Source organism: Paenibacillus sp. FJAT-27812 (genome assembly GCF_001273905.1).
GTDB lineage: Bacteria > Bacillota > Bacilli > Paenibacillales > Paenibacillaceae > Pristimantibacillus.
The window spans coordinates 4200848-4220348 of record NZ_LIGH01000001.1 but is presented as its reverse complement, the minus strand read 5'-3'; the positions used below and the strand labels follow the sequence as shown (position 1 = coordinate 4220348).

Here is a 19501-nt window from a genome sequence, read left to right as displayed (position 1 = left end):
CCATTTAGCTGCAACAGCTTATTGCTTCCTTTTTATTTGACGCCCCTTCGGCATGAGCATCGTAATCTTCGTGCCCTGCTGCTCCTCGCTCTCGATGCGAAGGCCAAATCTGTCGTCAAAAACCATCTGGATGCGCCGGTGCACGTTCAGCACGCCGATGCCGCTTTTGTGCCCGTCATCATCCTGCTCCTCGCCGTCTGCCAATCGGTTCGCGCTTAGCTTATGGCGCAGCTCAACCAGCCGTTCGCTCGTCATGCCGCAGCCGTTATCCTCGACGCTAACCCAGAAGACGTCGTTCTCCTCACCGCAATCGATGCGGATGAAATGATATTCCTCCACGCCTTCAGGGAAGGCATGCTGAAAAACATTTTCCACGAGCGGCTGGAGCGTTAGGCGAACCATCGCATGCAGCAAATATTCAGGCTTCATTGCCACATCGATCTCGAACTCCCGGCCGATCCGGTGCTGCATCACCTTCATATAATACATGACATGCTTCAGCTCGTTCGCAACCGTAATCTCCTCCAGATTGGTCTGAACGGAATAACGCAGCATATAAGCGAGCGCCTGCACAATTTCGGCTATATCCTCGGAGTCCTGCACCGCCGCATAACAGATAATCGTTTCAAGCGTATTGTACATAAAATGCGGATTGATCTGCAGCTGCAGCGACTGGAACTCGGCGCGCTGACGCTCCATTTGAATCTCCTGATTGCTCAGCTCGACCTGAACGACCTTGTCCACGGCATCAGACAGCCGCTTGACCATGTGGTTATAGCGCAGCATCAGCTCCGCAATCTCATCGCGGTGCTTCGGAAGCGGAATCGGCACCCAATTGCCCTTCTGCGTCTCCCTCATCCCCGATTTCAGCACTTGAATCGGCTTCGTTATTGATTTTCCGAATCGATAAGCGAGAAAAATAGCGAGCAATAGCGTCAACAATCCGACGGTGAGCGTCGAGTTCCGAATGTTCGTAACCGGCTTTCTCACCTCGTCCACCGGCATCGAGACGATGAGCTTCCAGCGCGAGTAATCCGACGTTCTCGCCATGTACATTCGTTTTTGACCTTCGCTGTCGTCGAAGAAGGACGCATCGCCAGCGTGCTCAAGCTTAAGGCGCACGGCATTCGTCAATACGGTGCCCTCCTTGCTGTTTTCCGGATGATAGATGATGTTCCCGTTTGCATCCGTAATGAATAAATAGCCATATTTGCCTAGATCCACGCCCTTCCAAAGCGCAGAGAGGTCTGCCGAGCGCAGCTCAATCGCAAGCAGCCCTTTAAGCTCCGGCGAGCTGTACCCGCGGATGCGGCGAACAAGCGTAACCATCTGTTTCTCCTGACCGGTCAATATGCTGCTTTTCAAAATGCTCAGTTGGCCCTGCGGGCTCGTATTGCTCATGAAATAATCCCGCTGCTTGCGGATCTCCTCAGGGGTGAACGACTGCTCGCTCGCCTCGTTGAAATAATAAACGGCGTTTCCCTTATCGCTGATCAAAGAGATGGATGCAATCTTCGGATTGCGGATGAATAGCGGGTCCGCCCCTACCTCGCGTATCGTCTTGCGGTAATAATAATAATCGTACTCCTCCCGGTCGGCCGGCAGGTCCATAAACTCCATCACATAACGAAACGTCAGCAAGGAAACCATCGACCGCTCGTAATCCTTTAAATAAAGATCGGTATGATGGACTGCGTTGCTTGCAATCTGCCCCATCTGCTTCTCGGCCATCTCGTCGAGCTCGCGGGACGATGTCGTATAAGAGATGCCTACTCCGCTTAAAGTCAGACCGATAACGACAAGGAAATAGAAGAACAGCTTTGCGTACAGGCTGCGGAACCTCATCTTATTTAATCCCCAGAGCTGCCCGGTATTCGGATGGCGTAACGCCTACAAGCTTCTTGAATGTTTTCGTAAAATGCGGATAATCGTCGTACCCAACCTCCGAGGCGATGTCAACGATGCGCAAATGCGGCACGGACAGCAGCTCCTTTGAACGGTCAATCCTTCTGTTAATCCGGTATTTCACGAACGTTTCATTTGTCATTTTCTTAAACAAAGAGCTGAAATAGGTAGGCGTAAGTCCAACCATCGCTGCGACCTGATCAAGCGTTATCTCCTGCGACAGCTTATTGTCGATGTAAGACTTTGCCTCTTCCATCGGATCACGGAAGTTGCCGCTTCGCACCGAAGCGAGTCCGTCCCGGATTCCGCGAAGCTCTGCCTCGAAAGCATCCAGCGCGTCCTTCACATTTCCCGCTTGCAGGAAGCTAAGCTTCGGTTTAGGGACGAAGTTCCGCGCCTGGAAGCGCTTTAAAAGAAGGTCGCTGCAATCGCAGAGCAGCTCCTTCAACCTCGCGAGCGACAAATTCGCTGACAAGCAATACTCCCGCCAGCGTCCGCTCAGCTCATCCAGCTCGTCCGTCTGGAGCGACCAAATATGCTGCTCCATGAGATCAACCCATTCCATATATCTCGATGGCGCTATATAGCCAGCCGATTGCTTCTTGGCTAACTTGGCTAGCACCTCGTGCACATCTGCTTTTGTAATCGGTTTCAAAAGATAGTGCTTTACGCCATAATCCACGCATTTCTGGGCGTAGCTAAAGTCGTTGTAGCCTGATATGACGACCGTTTTGATATGGGGATACTGCTCATGAAGAATCCGGCATAGCTCAAGGCCGTCCAGCTTCGGCATCCGAATATCGGTGAGCACAATATCAGGCTCAAGTGTCCGAATCCGCTCGAGAGCGGCCTGTCCGTTCTCTGCGGTTGATATTTTGGTGAAAGCCGGCACATATTGCTCCGTCATCTTCGATATCCCTTTGCGAATAACGGGCTCGTCGTCTACGATAAGTACATGCATAGCTCATTCCTCCTTACCTGACTGTCACTACCTTTATCATGACGCAAAAACGGTTTTCATGAAAGGGTTATTTTTAGCAGACTTGTGTTTTTTTATGATTATTTTTCTGTTGCGTCGGAGCGAAAAAGCTCCCTTCGCAGGAAGGGAGCCTCTTCATATAGCACCTAATTTATTATTGTCTTTCAATCTGAACGGCGCCCACTTTGTTGTTCCAACGCTCCGTGGCATCCTTAATGATCTCGTCGCCGCCTTTAGCCTTATATTCCTCGATAACTTTCGGCCAATCGGAGATCGGTTCCTTGCCGTAAATCATTTTGACCATATGGTCAATGATGAGCTTTGGCCCAACGTCCGGCTGCGGTGCGGCTAGATCCGGAAACTTGCTGAAGGTGATCAGCTCCGGATAGAAGCCGATGCCTGGCAGGCCTTCCTGGGACAATACGTTGTCGAATGCGGCAAGCGTCGCTTTGCCATCATCATTGAGCTCAAGTCTCAGCTTATTGTAGGTGGAATCATGCACGGCCCACATCGTTCCGCTTCTCCAGCTTTCTTCCTCTTGAAGCTCCTTCGTATCCGGGAACTTGTAGTTGACAAGACCGCTTGCATCCTTCGTGTATGTGTCCCCTTCGATGCCGAAAGTGAAGAACTCCTCGGCTTGCGGCGAAACCATCCAGTTAAAGAACTTCACAATCTCAATGGCTCTAGCTTCGTCAACGTTTTTGTTGATGTAGAAGGTTCTAACGACTGGCGAATACAAGAAGTAGCCATTTTTCCCTTCCGGTCCCTTCGGCGAAGGAATGATGTCAATTTTGGCTTCCGGTACGGCACGCCCTACAGTCGTCCGGTAGCCTGGCAAACCAGAAGCGTTTTGCGACCACATGCCCGGCTTGCCGGCATCGAGGCTCTTCGTGAAGTCGGTCGAGGAGATCGTTGCGAACTCCTTCGGAATAAGGCCTTCCTCGTACATCGTCTTGTAGGTTTGAAGCGCCTTTTGCATATTCTCAGAATCAAAGAACTTCGGAACGACTTGACCTTCCACAAGCTCGAATTGGTCTTTGTACGGCAAGACGTCAAACGCGCCTAAAACGATATCCGCGTACTTGAAGTTTTCACGCATCTGGTAAGGTGTTTCAACGCCGATCTTCTTGAAGGCGCGCAGCACATCGAGAAATTCCTCAATGGTCGTCGGCGCCTTAAGGCCGGTCTTCTCTAGCAAATCTGTACGAATGTACGTTGCGCGGCGGGACGGGCTTTTTAGAAACTCAGGAATGCCGTAAATTTTGCCATCGTAGGATACGGTATCCCAAGCAGCCTTAGGAATAAGCTTCATCAAGTCCGGCGCGTGCTCCTTAAGCAGATCGTCCAGCGGCATGAAGATTCCGCTCTCTACGGAGCCCGACATCGATTTGCTGCCTGGGCCGCCGATGCTGCCTACGACATCAGGAATGTCATTGCTTGCGAACATGACGCCATACTTGGCATCTTCCATGACCTTAATGTCCAGGTCTACGTTCGTCAGCTCCTCCAGCTTCAGCACCCACTTGTCCTTGTTCAGATCCGGCACTCTAGTGTGGTAACCTGAGCTCACCGTTGTTGGCAGCAAATAAGAGAACTTTGTAGGACTCTTCTTGCCCTCATCTGCCTGCTGCTTCCCACCGTTGTCCGTTTGCTCGTTTGCAGGCTTTTGCTCTGCCGGCTTATTCCCCGAGCAGCCTGCCGCCAGGCTTGTTGCCAAAACCATTGTTAACCCAATGCCAACCCATTTCTTCATACCATAACCCCGCTCTCCCATGATTAAAATATGCAAGCGCTTTCGTGTTGTATGGAGCAATTATAGAAACTATTTCCAACATTCTGTATGTCAAAATTTAAGCCCGCTTGTATTTTTCTAAGGTGGACCGTTTGAACACCTTTTACGATTTGATAGAGCCGACAAGCATACCTTGGATAAAATGTTTTTGCAGGAACGGATAGACCATCATAATTGGAATCGTTGCGACCACGATAACCGCCATTTTAATGCCTTCTGGCGACACCAACTGCAGCAGCTCAGAGGTAACATCCGATTGGCCGTATTGATCGGTGAAGACGATTTCCCGCAGACGCACTTGCAGCGGAATCCAGCGACGGTCGCTGATATAGAATACCGCATCCGCATACCGATTCCAATGCGCGACTGCATAAATAATGCCCATCGTTGCCATTGCCGGCTTTGAGAGCGGCAGCACGATTTTCCAAAAAGTCCGAAACTCCCCGCAGCCGTCGATCTTCGCCGAATCAATAAGCTCATTCGGGAGATTCATGAAGAACGATCGCATAATAAACAGATTAAACGCGCTGATCGCCATCGGAAGCATTAACGCCCATAGCGTATCTAGCAGCCCCAATTGCTTCACCAGCAGATAGTTCGGAATAAGCGGCGCGCTAAAGACCAGCGTGAACAAGACGAGAATAAGCACGGCCTTGCGGTACAGATATTCCGGACGAGACAACGGGTAAGCAAGCATCGCCGTCATCATGAGATTAATTAGCGTTCCGAATACGGTAATCATGACGCTGTTGCGAAAACCAGCCCAAATGGACGGATCCTGCAAAATAAGCTTATAGCTGCTAAGCGTGAAGCCAATCGGCCAGAAGCTGACCTTTCCGGCATTGATTGCGACCGCGTCGCTCAATGATTGCGCAATGATATGAATAAGCGGCAGCACCATGCTGAGACCGACGATGCCAAGAAAGAAAATATTGCAGATGTTGAAGATTTTTTGACCTCTTGTCATGATCATAGCGAATTTCACCTCTTTTCTCCAAGTAGCGTTAGTACAACCCGTCACCGGTTACTTTTTTGCTGAATTTGTTCCCGACCATGATGAGCGTGAGGCCGACAATGGACTTAAACAAGCCTATTGCGGTCGTGTAGCTGTATTGCCTGTCTACAAGACCAGCCCGATACACATATGTGTCGATGATTTCTCCATTCTCGCTGTTAAGCGGATTCAAAAATACGAACACCCGCTCGAAGCCGAAGTCCAGGAAGTTGCCGATTTGCAGCAGAAACAAAATAACGATCGTTGGCAAAATGCTTGGAACCGTAATAGAAGTTACCTGCCGCAAGCGGCTTGCGCCGTCCATCTGTGCCGCCTCGTACAAATCGGGATTGATGCCGGCGATCGCGGCGAGATAAATAATGGTCCCCCAGCCGCTGTCCTTCCAGATACCCGAGCCAATCAGGATCGTGCGTATATAAGAGTTCTCTCCTAGAAAGTAGACCGAATCAAGGCCAAAGAGCGACATGATGTGATTGACGATTCCCGTAGACGGGGACAGTACGCCGACTACAATTCCGCCGACGATGACCCATGACAGAAAGTGCGGCATATAAACGACCGTCTGGACGATTCGCTTGTAGGCCATGATGCGTATCTCGTTCAGCAGCAGCGCCAAAATGATTGGAACTGGAAACGCGAAGCAAAGGTCGTACACGCCGATAAGAATCGTATTTTTTAAAATAGGCATGAACTCTGCATATTCGAACATTCGTTTGAAATGGTAGAGTCCTACCCAATCACTGCCTTTGATCCCTTTAAAAATATTGTAGTCCTGGAATGCAATGACCGATCCGAGCATCGGCACGTAACGGAATATGAGAAAAAAAATGATGCCTGGAATCGACAGCACGTACAGCGGCCAATGCTTGCGTACGAACTTCCATTTGTGCTCAGGCGTCGAGAATTGATACGTGATGCTGTTGGAGCTTTCGAGCTTGCTTGCCATGCTCTCCTCCCCTTTCCTCGTACGATTATAGTTTTGTCTCTCTCACTATAGCTGGGATGTATCCAGGCAGCCATGGTGTAATTTAGAGGCAGCCTGTGTTTTTTTACGACGACACCATTCGAATCACGGCAGTGCCTGACGGCGGAATCGGCAGCTTGTGCAGTCCCGCTGCAAGATGGAGCTTATGCTCGCTGACTACGTTTCCGCAGCAATTGCTGATGACGACATTCGCTTTGCCAAGCGGTGCCGTTACCTCCGCATAGACGCTGTCCTTTAATCGGCCGTTGACGATGATCCATTCCTCACTCGCATCGGTTTCCCTTGATGAGGAGAGCGGAACTATTGCGTCATGGTAAGTGGCAATGATCGTTTTGCCTGCTTTAGAGGCCTGTACGACTGGATAAAGAAGCTCCGGGCTGCCCGGTGCCAGCTTGCCATCCAGCAGCACGTCCCGGTGCTCCGACCAGAAGCCGAGCCAGTAACGCAGCATCCAGCGATGCTCGTCAGGAAGCGAATGCAGCGGCATTGAAATTTGCGGCACGGAGAACAACAGATTGATCAGCTGCAGCGCGGCGCTCTCCACAGGCTCCTCGGGATGCCACATAATCATATCGGCATGTGCGGCAGTATCGCCGCATAGAAGCCGGATGTCGAGCGTACGGACTCGGTTCTGGATGCTGTCGTACGGGCAGTCAGAGGCCCGGAACATATTGCCGTATTTACGCATGGCAGGACCAACGTAAGGCTGGCGGAACTCCACCATGATGTCCGGCTTTATCGCCCTCAGCCGGCTTAAAGAATCCGTAAGCAGCCGATCGACTGCCGCTGGTATGGACTCGCAATCTCGGCCTTCCGCCGTAGACGGCTGCTGCAGCTCGGGGGAATAGAAGGCATCGATGAAATCAAGCTTGAAGCCATCCAAGTTCCATTCCTTCACCGCTTTCTCATACGTATGGATAATATACTCCCGCACCTCGGGATAACGGGGATCCAGCACGCCTGCATGGCTATTCTCGTTATAACGGACAAGCTTGTTTTGAAAGCGGTCCCAAGCTTTGCTGTGCTTGCCGACGTAAGGAACGGCATACCAGAGCACGATTTTCATGCCGAGCGCGTGAACTGCGCTTACATGTCCAGCCATATCAGGGAACTTGCTCTCGCACGGCTCCCAGTCGCCTGTATAGGCATATCCTCTCCGGTTATCCTCCGTCTGCCAGCCGTCATCGACGATAACCGCATCCATACCGAGCGAACGGGCAATCTCGCATTCCGCTTCAACACTTTCCGCCGTCACGTTCTGATGCATGCTATACCAGGTGGAATACATCGGCCGCTTCGCCTCATCCGGCACGGCAGCCGGCTTAAAGGCAGGCATTTCACTCCACCAATTTTGCACATTCTGCAAGCTCTCGTAATAGGGAATGTCCCTAGTGTCCACTAACAGCGCTGCCTCATAGTACTTTAGCGGCGCCGTTGGTTCTTTGAACAGCTGGATGCTGCAATGAAATTCCGCCGTCTCCTCGCGAATGCCCCCGGCGTAATGAGTCGTGTGAAGAGCGTCCGAGAAAGCATAGGTCAGCCTATTGTTTCCGTTTAGATTGAAAAGCGAATAAACAGGCGCTGACGTCGCGGCATTTGCACGAAGATCGCGCATCCAATCCGCCTTGAAGCTCTTGTTCCGATCCTGCGCAGGATGCCAGCTTGCCTGAATGTCATCAGCCGGATGCTGCCAGCGCAGCGTCAGAACCGGCGGCTTCAGAAGCTGCTCCGCCTTCATGATAAGCCGAATGACGTCAATGCCATCCCCTTTGTTCTCTACAGCCAAGGAGATGGCAAATCGGTTCTCCGTTTCGCCCTCTTCTTTACTCGCCAGCATAAATTGATGTTTTTTTGTCGATACGGTAATCAAGCCGCATTCCTCCTAGCTTTGGTTCGGATGGCGATTCTCTCCGGCATGGCACCAGATTGTAACGATCGGATTTTCCTCGCTTGAGCAAAGATGATGATCCTCTCCCGGCTCGACAATGACGATATCGCCAGCGGCAACCGGATGATGCTCGCCATTGATTTCCATCGTCCCTGCTCCTTGCAAAATAATGAATGCTTCCCGGTCGCGATGGATATGGTAGTCTCTACCGTCAGGCCCATCATTCGTATGGCTGCGGTCCCCTCGCTTCGCGAAGGACAGCCCGCCCGAGGTAAGAAAATCGCCGGGCAACAGGTCGCCTAAAAAATGTCCAGCCCCATTCGCGTTGTTCGTAAGCTCATTTAACCTGGCACGGATCATTGCGCATGACCTCCTAAAATCCGCTCGATTCGGTTCAATTCGTCCTCGCTAAAGTCAGGCTTGCTCAGCGATCCGATGATATCGTCGATTTGCTCTGCCTTGCTGACCCCAATCAACGCAGATGCGACGCGGCCCTGCCGCAGCACCCACGCAACCGCCATCTGGGCAAGCGATTGTCCGCGTTCCTCAGCCAGCTTGTTCAGCTCCCGCGACATCGAAAGCTTCGCTTCCGTTATGTCTTCCCGTTTCAAGAAAGCGCTCGCTCCCGCCGCGCGCGAATCCGCCGGAATATCTTTTAAGTAACGGTCCGTCAGCAGCCCTCTAGCAAGCGGGCTGTATGCAATCGTGCCAACGCCCTCCTGCTTCAGCGTTTCTTGCAAGCCTTGCTCCAATCTTCTTTCGTACATGGAGTAATGCGACTGATGAATAAGGCATGGCGTTCCAAGGCCACGGAGAATATCCGCAGCCTGCTTGGTCTGCTCAGGCCCGTAATTGGAAATGCCGACATATAACGCCTTGCCTTGTCGGACCGCCTGATCGAGAGCGCCCATCGTTTCCTCAAGCGGCGTATCCGCGTCGAAGCGGTGTGAGTAAAAAATATCAACATACTCCATATTCATTCGCTTCAAGCTCTGATCCAGACTCGCAAGCATGCTTTTTCGCGAGCCCCGCTCTCCATAAGGACCGGGCCACATCGAATAGCCGGCTTTGGTGGCGACGATCATCTCGTCACGGTAATTCGCGAAATCACGTTTCCAGATCATTCCGAACGTCTCCTCTGCCGAGCCGGGAGGCGGACCGTAATTGTTAGCGAGATCAAAGTGGGTAATACCGAGATCAAAAGCACGGTGCAAAATGCGTCTGCCATTCTCCAGCGCATCGATTCCGCCAAAATTATGCCATAGCCCGAGGGAGATGGCAGGCAGCTTCAACCCGCTGTTGCCGCAGCGGTTATAGGTCATAGTCTCGTAGCGATTATTGGCAGCATAATAAGTCATTAAAGATCCCACCCCGGCAAATAAGATTTTGTCTTCATAAGCATTGTTTCAAAAAGCTCCTCCGCCTCATTGATGCCGATCGTTACAAGCGGATCATTGACGAATGCATGGAATGCTAAGTTTTCATCCCGTTCCAGCGCCGCTTTCAAAATAGTCTCCTGATTCATGACATGCCTAAGCACAAGCGAGTTCACTTCAACAGGCAGCTCGCCGGCGTGAATAGGCTTTAAGCTGTTGCCGGAGAATGCGGCATTCGTCTCCACGACCGCGCCTAGCGGGATGCCCTTCATCTGGCCCGCGTTCGGCAAGTTCACGTTAGTGACGAATGATTGAAGGCCAATCAATCCCTTCAGCTGCCGAATTTCTTCCTCGCCAGACGCTTTAAGCGGCAGCTTCTCTTCGCCGCTGATCAGCCTCGCATAATATTCGGCGGCTGCGGCATTTTTTTCGACCCGGCTAGGTACCGTAGTAAGGCCGAACATCCATGAGGCAATCGTCTCCTTGTCCTTCACGTACCATGGCGGCATAAACTCTACGAGATGACGGTCTCCTGCCGCAGCGATAAGGCCGTATCTGATGAACAAATCAAACTTCACTCGGTTCGCTGCGGTGTACGTGTTCGTCCGCCAACCGTTCTTGCTCGTCTCAAAGCCCTCTTGGTAATACTTGTCGACAAACTCACTGTACATCGGGAACAGATCCTTATTGCGGTAAGTCGCTTGATCAATCCATGTAAAATGGTTAATGCCCAGCACATTGACCTGAATATCGTCGCGCTGCACGCCTTCTATACCTTCCATTTCCTTCAGCATCCGAATCAGCAGTCCTTGCGTTCCGAAGATTTCATGGCAGCAGCCAAGCGCCTTGATTTTCGGGAAAATCTCATACAGCGTCCGCGTACAAAGCGTCATCGGATTCGTGTAATTGAATACCCATGCATCCGGCGCGTAGCGCTCGATAGCTTCCGCAAACGTCACGTACATAGGTATCGTCCTTAACGCCCTCATCAGGCCGCCCGGCCCCGTCGTATCGCCAACAGGCTGGTAAATGCCATATTTCTCCGGCTCATGCACGTCAACCGCCATCTCCGCGAAAGTGCCGGGAAGGATGGAAATGAAAACAAAATCGACTCCTGTAAGCGCCTCACTCAGCGTCTCATACGCCTTGTATTCCCACTTAGACTTCGCGTCCTCGTAAGAGGATACCGAATTTCCAAGCTTCTCGTTGTTTTTTGCTTTGCCGTGGTCCAAATCATATAGCCGGATCGTCCCCGACAGCTGCTCCTCCAGCGCCAGATCCGCAATCAAGTTTTTAGCCCAATACATCGACCCGCCGCCGATATACGCAATTTGTATCTCGCTTACCTTGCCGTCTGCATACCGCATGCTGCTCCTCCTCCTGCTAACTATTCCACCTCAGTATAGATATCAAATAGTGACTGCGGTATGGAAAAACTTTGGCTCAGTTGTCGTTTTTTACTGCGGGAACAAAAGTAGACCAACCAGCTTGGCTGGTTGGCCTTCTTCATCTCTACTAACGCCATTTTGCGCTGGCGCACAAAAAAAAGAGCCTCCACGCGCAGTATCCACTGCGTATAGAAGCTCTGCCATCGCTTACTTTTTATCCACTTGAAGCAGCTTTACTGTTTTCGTAGAGAAGGTATCCTTCAGCTTCTCCTCCGAAATGACATTCAGCTTGATGAGACTGGTAATTTTGGACGCATCGGGCTTCGATAGCAGCCGCCACAGCTCCGGGTCCGGCAGCGCCTCGTATAGCTTAGTGTCGTCGTATTCCTTCCGCTCCTGGACGACGATTTTCACCTTATGGCTCCCAATCTCCAATTCATTTACGCCCTGCTCGGTAAAATAAGTCATAATTTCGCCTCGCAGCTCGGTTAATTCCTGCTCTATCTCTTTTTGCTTTTGTTTTTGCTGATAATATCTTCGCACGGTTTTGTCCACCATAATCACTCTCCTCTTCTACTACATGCATATGCAGAGAGAATGATTTTAGGACAAGGCACAGACGAGCCATGCACGGATCAATAAATGTCCTTCCTCATGAACACCGTAAACGAGACGAGCAGCGAACCGACCATCCATGCTGCAAGGACGGCAAGCGAGAAGCCCAGCGTCATTCCCTCGATGGGCGGAGCCGAGCCGCTGATGAAATCCATTAGGCCAAGGTTGACCATAAACAAATATTTTGCCGAATCCCATGACGACACCATATTGCTTAAGATCGCTCCCGCGATTAGGCAGGCAAGCATCGTTCCCATGCCGGCAGCGCTGCTTCTCATCAGGATGGACAGCATGAACGATAACGTCCCGACCACCAAGGAAATGAACCATGCGAGCCCGAACTGCTGAATAATATACTGCCACTGCGAGACTAGGCGAACGCCCGATATATCAAGCTCGCCTCCGTGCGTGGAGAAACCGGTTAACACGGGGGCTGACCAGCCAGCGTTGCCGAACATCACCGCAGAGATCAAATAGGATAACGAGCCGAACAGAAAAATAACGAGAGAAACCGATAAAATAAGCGCGATATATTTGCTGAGCAAAATACGGAAGCGGCTCACCGGCCTCGTAAGCAGCAGCTTAATCGTACCCATGCTCCGCTCCGAGGAGACTAGATCGACGGCAATGATCATGACCAATAACGGCAAAAACAGCTCTGCTGAATTTTGGACAAAACCTCTTATGAAGGTTGGTGCGCCTGGCTCGGAAGGATTCACATCATGGTCCAAATAATATTGCGACTGCTTGATCTGAATCTGAATTTGCTCGCGCCACTGCCCTGCGCTGCTCAGCCTGTTTTGCATATCTACGATCTGCTGCTGCAGCTCGGCGCGCCAATCCACTGTGCCCAATCTCTCTTTCGTCGACTCCGACTGCTTCACCTGCGCGTACGAGAACATGGAGAGCAGAACGACGATAATAACCGAAATAATAATAAACCGGCGTTTGCCGATCAGCTTCGTCATTTCATTTTGCACAAGATTAATCAATCGACTCGCCCCCTGTCAGCTCAAGGAATAAATCCTCAAGCGCCGGAAGTCTCCGGTTCATCTCCAGCACGCTTACTCCCGCTTCCACGAGCTTACGATTCCACTCCCCGACCGAGCCCTCTATGTAAGCTGTCGTAAGCGTATCCTCCGACTCGCTTATGATCGCAGTAAGCTCCTTCAAAATCGACTGGCCAAGCGCATGGGGCATCAATCGCCACACCAGCCTCTCTTCGCTGGACAATAAATTGGAAACCGAATCTACCCGGATGATCTCGCCCTTGGATATGATCGCAACCCGGTCGCACATCAGCTGAATCTCATGCAGCAAATGACTCGAGACCAGCACCGTGAGTCCTTCTTCCTCCGCCAGAAACCGAATAAACGCGCGCATTTCCCGAATCCCCGAAGGATCAAGTCCATTCGTCGGCTCATCCAAAATCAACACATCAGGCTTTCCAAGCAGCGCCTGCGCGATGCCAAGCCGCTGCCGCATGCCAAGCGAATACGTGCTCACTTTATCGTTTATTCGATCCTGCATGCCGACCAACCGAACGACCTCATCAATCCGCTCCTGTGATATGCCCTTAATCATAACGGCAAAATGGCGAAGATTATCCATTCCGCTCAAGAACGGATACAGCTCTGGATTTTCGACGATGCAGCCTAAATGCCTCATGGCCTTAGTAAAATGTTTCGATATATCCAGCCCGCATATACGAATCGTGCCTGAGGTTGGCTTAATCAGCCCAACCAGCATCCGAATCGTCGTCGTTTTCCCTGCCCCGTTAGGCCCCAGAAAGCCAAACACCTCGCCGCGCTTCAGCTCGAAGCTCAAATCCTTAATGATCGTACGCTTGCCGATCACCTTCCGCAGTCCCTGAACCGATAATGTAATGTCGCTCATCGTTGCCCTCCCGCTTCGGCGATCAGTGCGGCTGCCCGCTCAGCCATCAATCGATACCCTTTTTCATTCGGGTGAAAATGATCCGTAAACAGCAAGCTGCCCGTATTCTGCTGAAACAGATCATAGGTCGGAATAAATACTGCCTTTGGATATTTCGCCAGCGTATCCGCTGTTTTGGCATTCCAGTCTCTTACGACGCTCGACATGAGCTCGCCGTTTTGCAGCTCCCTGAACGGGTTGTAGAGACCTAATAAATAAATCGCCGCTTCCTTATTAACAGCTTGAATGCTCGTTATAATTGTTTTTAGATTGCTCTGATACGCGTCCTCAAGCCCTTTAATGCTAGCTTCGGAAAGATCCGATAACGTCTGTCCGCCAAGGAACAGGTCATTGCCGCCAATCGTCATCAGAATGACGTCTGCTTGTCCGACTTGGCGCCCAACTTCCTTCTCCTTCAGTTGCTCTGCCAGCTCTGAGGAGACCAGCCCTTTGATCCCTAAATTAATTAATGAAATTTCCATGCCGCCTTGCTTCAGCTGATCGCTGACATAACCGACGTAACCCTTGCCCTCAATATCGCCGGTGCCTCTCGTTAACGAATCGCCAAGAGCGACGATTTTCAGCTGATTGGACGGGATGCTTGGCTCCTCCGATGAGGAAGGCAGCGATGCTGTGGAACCAGCTCCGATTAAATAATCCTTGACCGACCAGCCTAATCCAAACAGCCATAGAAGACAAGTAAGGACGGCGAAGGCAGTTATGAAACGAACCTTATTGCTGTGCATGCCCATTCACTCCTCTCTGTCATAACCTTAGCGGCTGAACCATTCCCCAACCTGCTGCCGCATGCCGGACTTGCTCCGCTCAAACTGCTTTTTCCGGTGTCCGTTCGCTCCCGAAGGATGCGGCATTTCGAACAAGCACCGATCCCTGCTGACCCAGCCTTTATCCACGAAAGCTTGTACCACCTCAGAAACGGATTTGCCGAGCGGAATGACAAGCGAATCCTTGACCGCAAGCAATTCCGGCAGCAAAATGGTTTCCGCATAGCGGTAAAGCACCTCTGATTTTAAAATAGGCGGACTATGGCCGGTATAGTTTTTCCCCTGTTGGAAAACGGGAAAGCGGATCACAGAAGTCGTATGAAGCAGCTCTCTGTCCTCCTCAAACAAGGAGGCGCTGCTTTCAAGCCCGATGGCAGCCGGCAATTCAATTTGTTCCAGCATAGCAATCAAGTTTTTTCTCATCGAGCCCGCGAAGCTGGCAAGCTTTTTTGCTCGCTGATCGATTTGGTCCTGCGGTACTCCCGCAAGCAAATCCTCTCTCGCGCTTCGGATCGCAAGCTCCATCTGGGTAAAGCCCGGCGTAATGCCAATGATCATCACCTTAGCCCGCTCGTTCACGTACTCATAAGGCACATAATAAATCTTCATATGATCGCGCTCTTCTATTAAAAGCTCCTTCACGAACAGCTGCTCCTTGGACAGGCTGCCTGGCGGGAGCGACATCAAGTACGATTTGTATTTTTCAATTTGAGTCACCCATATCCGCTCCCTCGCTTATTGCCTGCTATAGATTAAGCTCAACCATATTGTGCGCGCGTGAAGGATAATCCGTAATGATGCCATCGATTTCGAACTTGAGCACTTCTTTCAAATTGCGCTCGCTGTTGACCGTCCACACCCATACCTCGCGGCCTTTTTTATGCGCACGTTCAACGAGCTGCTCCGTCAGCATCACCTGCTCAATCGTGTAGAAGTCCACATCGAGCTGCGATAAATCCCCAACCGCAAAATAAAGAATTTGCCCGATCTTGATGTCCGGGTTCAGCTGTCTGATCTGCCGCAAGGTCTGGCGGTCAAACGACTGAATATAGCACTCCTGCACCATTTCGAACTGTTCGATCAAGGAAACCACTTGCTTAGCCAGCTCCTCGCCGGGGCCATAAGGCTTGAGATCAACGATAAGCTTCGTTTTTCCCTGTACCTCGGCAAGTACCTCGGCAAGCATCGGAATCCGGTCGATTTCCTCTAATTCATTGCCGCCCTTGCCTAGGCTCAGCCTTGCTACCTCATCATAGGTTAGCTCGCTTACCCGCTTCGGCTCACCCGTCATTCGCAGCAAATTATAGTCATGGTTCAGCACGACGACTCCGTCCTTCGTTAGCTGAACGTCAATCTCGACGGCATCAATGCCCTGCTCTACCGAGCTGCGAACGGCGCGAAGCGAGTTCTCCGGCGCAGCTTGCGTATCGCCGCGGTGGGCTGACAGCAGCACATTCCATTTGACATAGACCAAATTATCGTTTGCCGCATAGCTGACAAATAGCGCAAGCGCCAAATAAACGGCTAGAATCGATGAGTATAACACTCGCTTGCGCGTTCTTCCTTTTAGGAAGGACAAGAGGCGCTTCTCAATAGGGCCTACCAAGCGGCTCTTATATATTCGCAGCTGATCTCTTGGCATGGATCCTTGCTTGCGGTTGAAATGATAAAATTGCCTCGTCAAAAAAATAATGTTCACCGGTACGAGCATCAGCGTAAACATATAGGTAAGCACGGTCGATAGCGTCAACGAATATTGATCCGACATCGCTTTTAGCACATTAATATCAAGCCAGGACGGCAAATAAGCGACCGCCGAAATCGTCATAAAGCCAAGCGAGAATACGACCGCATTAAGCAAAAATAGCTGGATAAAAATAGACAATCGTTTGCCCTTCGTTAACAACAAACTGCTTCTAATCGCCTTCCGGATCGACTTGTCTTCGATCATAATGAAATGCAAAACGAAAATCCAGCGCAGGATGATATACAAGCCGAGCAGCAGCATCATTCCGAATAAAGCCAGCGTCACAAAGGACGAGGTAAGTACCCGGCTATTCAAAAAGATCGGAACATTAAACTGCGCGTACAACGATGAAGACAATGGCGAATCGATAAAGGGCACTAGGAACAGCAGGAAAAACAAAAGCTGAATAATGCCGAATCCGAACAGCTTAGGCGTCTGCCTCAGCGTCGTCAGAAGCGCATCCGCAATCAATACCTCTTTGCCAAAATAATGCTGCTGGGCAATCGTAATCACGACGCCAAATTCAATGAACAGCACCAGCACCGCTACCAAGCAAATCGCAATTAAGCCGGCAACCCCCGTATAGCTAAGCCCGATTTTATATACCTCGCCATTCAATACGGAGCCTGAACCAACAACGCGGAGCACCCGGTTAAAAATAAACGAAATAATCGGAATGATGACAAAGCTCGTCAGCAGCATAAACATGTATTCAAACAACAGATGTTTCTTATACGTATCGCGAAAATCGCGGATACTGGTTCCAAATAGTTGAAGCATCATTATTCATCCTATTCATCAATTTCATGGAGCGAGGCTGCAGCCATTATTGGTCGCCTCTTCCTTATTATAACGTATGTACCTACCCCCGCGTCGAATCGGCTGTACCGAACAAAAAAAAGCCCCGACGACCATTCGTCAGGGCTCTCCAATAACTCTACTATTTTACAGCATTATTTTTTAACATATCATTATTTTTAATGAGCAGCTTTGCCGTGTAAAGCGTGTTGTTTTCGATCGTATACGCAGGTGCTCCTGTACCCGCATACAGCGTTGCAATGCCGATTGCAGCCATATTTGCCGTTATCGTATTGCCTCTTATGACGGCTTTAAGGACATCATGCCGCTCGTTGCGCTTCCAAAAATCGTTGATGCGAATAATCTCCGTCTTATCGGAGGTTATTTGGTTAGCCGTAATCGTATTATTTTCCAAAAGCACATTTTGGGCAGCTTGGATGCTGATCACCTGCGTATTGCCAAGCACCTCGAACGTTGAGTTTTTGATCGTAAGATCCAGCTTGGGATGCTCGCCGTTCAAGTAAGTGCTGAGATTCGACGGTGATTTAAACGTGCAATTGTCAAAAACGTATTTGCCTCCAAGCGAAATGCCAATCGTTCCGTATTTGCCGGTGCCTTCCGCGCCCTCGAAGACGCAATTGTTATACGTGCCTGGCGGCAGCGACAATCCAGAGTTGGTGTTGTAGCCGATGACCTTCAAATTGTCAAAAATCGACCCTTCCGCCACTCCGCCCGACATGACCCTTAGTTTGCCTTCGCCGTTAATCGTCACATCCTTCAGGCGGATCGGCTTCCCCCAAACAGACAAGCCGGAGTCGCTTTTATTGTTGTTGTTGATCGTGATGTTGGATGCGGTGACGCCAAAAGCAACCTTGGCACTTATCGTAAACATCGAATCCGTTAACGTCATGCCGTCTATTTTAATATTAGGACCGTCAAACTGGGTATAGGAATCGTTCATTTTGTTATCAATGAATGTCGCGTCATGGGTCGCTATAATCCGTGAGCCGTCAAAATGGTTGTTTTTAATAAGCGCGCCTTTAAACGGATCGGAAATCGCTAAGCCAATCGCGCCTTTGGACGCGAGATGGTTGTCTTCTACAATCGCATCGCGCCCATCGTAAAGAATGACGTCATAAGAAGCATTGTTGTAAAACTGATTGCTCTTGATCGTAATGTTGCTGTTGCGGTGCCCGTTCTCGCCAAAGCCGCCCTCCAGGTCAATGCCTGCCTGTGGCATCGTCCCCTTCATATGATGGAGCTTGTTGTTTGTAATCAGCACTTGGTCGGCTCCACCGACCGTTATGCCCTGCCTTCGGTTATAAGCAAACTCTGAATTTTGAACAACGACGTCGGTCGTTACCGTCCGGTTCCAAACCTCCACATAAGCACCTTTTTTGGCCGCTTGATCAAAGACCAGATGGAACTGGGCTGCGCCTTCCGGAATTTGTATAATATCCCTAACCGTCACATTGGACTTCTTCGCAAGAAACGAACTATTCGCCTTGTAGAAAAAGATATCAAACGTTCGCGGCAGCTTCACCGCATTCGACAGTTCAAACGTATCTTCCGTTTTGAAAATAACGTTTGAAAAGTTTAAAGGCTCCTTCGTTCTAATCTTCTGCGCATTAGAAACGTTTTTCCCCTTATCATCAATAGCGCCATTAATAAAATGACCTTCGTATAAATCCTTCACGAGCGTTCCGAAGCCGCCTAGAGCAAGGCCATCGCCCGTAAAATTAATCGCTTTGACGCCATCGATCGTAATGTTCGATGCTCCCTGCGTTAAAATGCCATATCCGCTCTCATGTGTCCCAGCGCTGCCCTTATGGTCTTTCTTCGAGTAATTATGCGTTTCTTTATCTCCGACATACGTTCCGCCCTTGAGCGTTACATTATGGATGCCATAACCCAGATACATAAGAAAATAGCTCTCTTTGTCGTTTGTCTCCTTCTGAACCACAGCGTCCATAGGCAGATCAAATGTCATATTGCTAACCATATTGATCCGGCTATTTTTATCGATCAAATATTTTCCGGGCGGAAGCGAGGTTGTCGTTTTCCCATTTTGCGCTGCCCACCGCAGTGCGTTATTGATGCCTTTGGTTGTCTCAACCGGATGTGTTCCATCGTTATGAATGCCAAACCGTGTTAGCTCAATCATGTAAAAGGCCTGCGCGCCTGCTTCGGCTGCACTCGCTACTTGAACATTGTCCTTTGACAGCAGCGCGACCTGCATGCCAAGCCATAATACCAACGCTAATTTTAAAATATTCACTTTGACCTCCTAGTT

16 protein-coding genes are annotated in these 19501 nt (G+C 50.4%); all 16 read right to left on the bottom strand.

Annotated features, from left to right (window positions below):
• Positions 1–18 precede the first annotated feature (18 nt).
• The gene (locus ADU23_RS17800; RefSeq protein ID WP_053374960.1) at positions 19–1845 is read right to left on the bottom strand and encodes a cache domain-containing sensor histidine kinase; all 1827 of its coding nucleotides are present in this window, start codon (positions 1843–1845) and stop codon (positions 19–21) included.
• A 1-nt stretch (position 1846) separates the two neighbouring features.
• Complete coding sequence (locus ADU23_RS17795; RefSeq protein ID WP_053374959.1) at positions 1847–2866, bottom strand: response regulator transcription factor; 1020 nt, start codon at positions 2864–2866, stop codon at positions 1847–1849.
• A 172-nt stretch (positions 2867–3038) separates the two neighbouring features.
• On the bottom strand, positions 3039–4637 hold the full coding sequence (locus ADU23_RS17790) for an extracellular solute-binding protein (RefSeq protein WP_053374958.1): 1599 nt from the start codon (positions 4635–4637) through the stop codon (positions 3039–3041).
• A gap of 142 nt (positions 4638–4779) precedes the next feature.
• Positions 4780–5649: a carbohydrate ABC transporter permease gene (locus tag ADU23_RS17785; RefSeq protein WP_053374957.1), complete on the bottom strand. Its 870-nt coding sequence runs from the start codon at positions 5647–5649 to the stop codon at positions 4780–4782.
• Positions 5650–5680: 31 nt separating this feature from the next.
• Positions 5681–6637, bottom strand: coding sequence for an ABC transporter permease (locus ADU23_RS17780; protein ID WP_053374956.1), 957 nt, complete (start codon positions 6635–6637; stop codon positions 5681–5683).
• Positions 6638–6740: 103 nt separating this feature from the next.
• Entirely contained in the window at positions 6741–8546 is a 1806-nt protein-coding gene (locus tag ADU23_RS17775; RefSeq protein ID WP_231637451.1) for a glycoside hydrolase family 36 protein, read from the bottom strand.
• Between the two features lie 12 nt (positions 8547–8558).
• On the bottom strand, positions 8559–8924 hold the full coding sequence (locus tag ADU23_RS17770) for a cupin domain-containing protein (protein ID WP_053374955.1): 366 nt from the start codon (positions 8922–8924) through the stop codon (positions 8559–8561).
• Complete coding sequence (locus ADU23_RS17765) at positions 8921–9922, bottom strand: aldo/keto reductase (protein ID WP_053374954.1); 1002 nt, start codon at positions 9920–9922, stop codon at positions 8921–8923. The genes ADU23_RS17770 and ADU23_RS17765 overlap by 4 nt, the downstream gene beginning before the upstream one ends.
• Complete coding sequence (locus ADU23_RS17760; protein WP_053374953.1) at positions 9922–11307, bottom strand: family 4 glycosyl hydrolase; 1386 nt, start codon at positions 11305–11307, stop codon at positions 9922–9924. Before ADU23_RS17760 ends, ADU23_RS17765 begins: the two co-directional genes overlap by 1 nt.
• Positions 11308–11535: 228 nt before the next feature.
• Positions 11536–11886: a hypothetical protein gene (locus tag ADU23_RS17755; RefSeq protein ID WP_442950609.1), complete on the bottom strand. Its 351-nt coding sequence runs from the start codon at positions 11884–11886 to the stop codon at positions 11536–11538.
• Between the two features lie 77 nt (positions 11887–11963).
• Entirely contained in the window at positions 11964–12935 is a 972-nt protein-coding gene (locus tag ADU23_RS17750; RefSeq protein ID WP_053374952.1) for an ABC transporter permease, read from the bottom strand.
• Complete coding sequence (locus ADU23_RS17745; RefSeq protein WP_053374951.1) at positions 12928–13839, bottom strand: ABC transporter ATP-binding protein; 912 nt, start codon at positions 13837–13839, stop codon at positions 12928–12930. The genes ADU23_RS17750 and ADU23_RS17745 overlap by 8 nt, the downstream gene beginning before the upstream one ends.
• Positions 13836–14624, bottom strand: a complete 789-nt coding sequence (locus ADU23_RS17740) for an SGNH/GDSL hydrolase family protein (RefSeq protein WP_053374950.1) — start codon at positions 14622–14624, stop codon at positions 13836–13838. Before ADU23_RS17740 ends, ADU23_RS17745 begins: the two co-directional genes overlap by 4 nt.
• A 27-nt stretch (positions 14625–14651) precedes the next feature.
• Positions 14652–15380 (bottom strand): uracil-DNA glycosylase family protein, encoded by a 729-nt coding sequence (locus ADU23_RS17735; protein WP_053374949.1) that lies wholly within the window; start codon positions 15378–15380, stop codon positions 14652–14654.
• 28 nt (positions 15381–15408) lie between these two features.
• Positions 15409–17190, bottom strand: a complete 1782-nt coding sequence (locus ADU23_RS17730; protein ID WP_053374948.1) for a glycerophosphodiester phosphodiesterase — start codon at positions 17188–17190, stop codon at positions 15409–15411.
• 160 nt (positions 17191–17350) lie between these two features.
• The gene (locus tag ADU23_RS17725) at positions 17351–19486 is read right to left on the bottom strand and encodes a right-handed parallel beta-helix repeat-containing protein (RefSeq protein ID WP_053374947.1); all 2136 of its coding nucleotides are present in this window, start codon (positions 19484–19486) and stop codon (positions 17351–17353) included.
• Positions 19487–19501 lie beyond the last annotated feature (15 nt).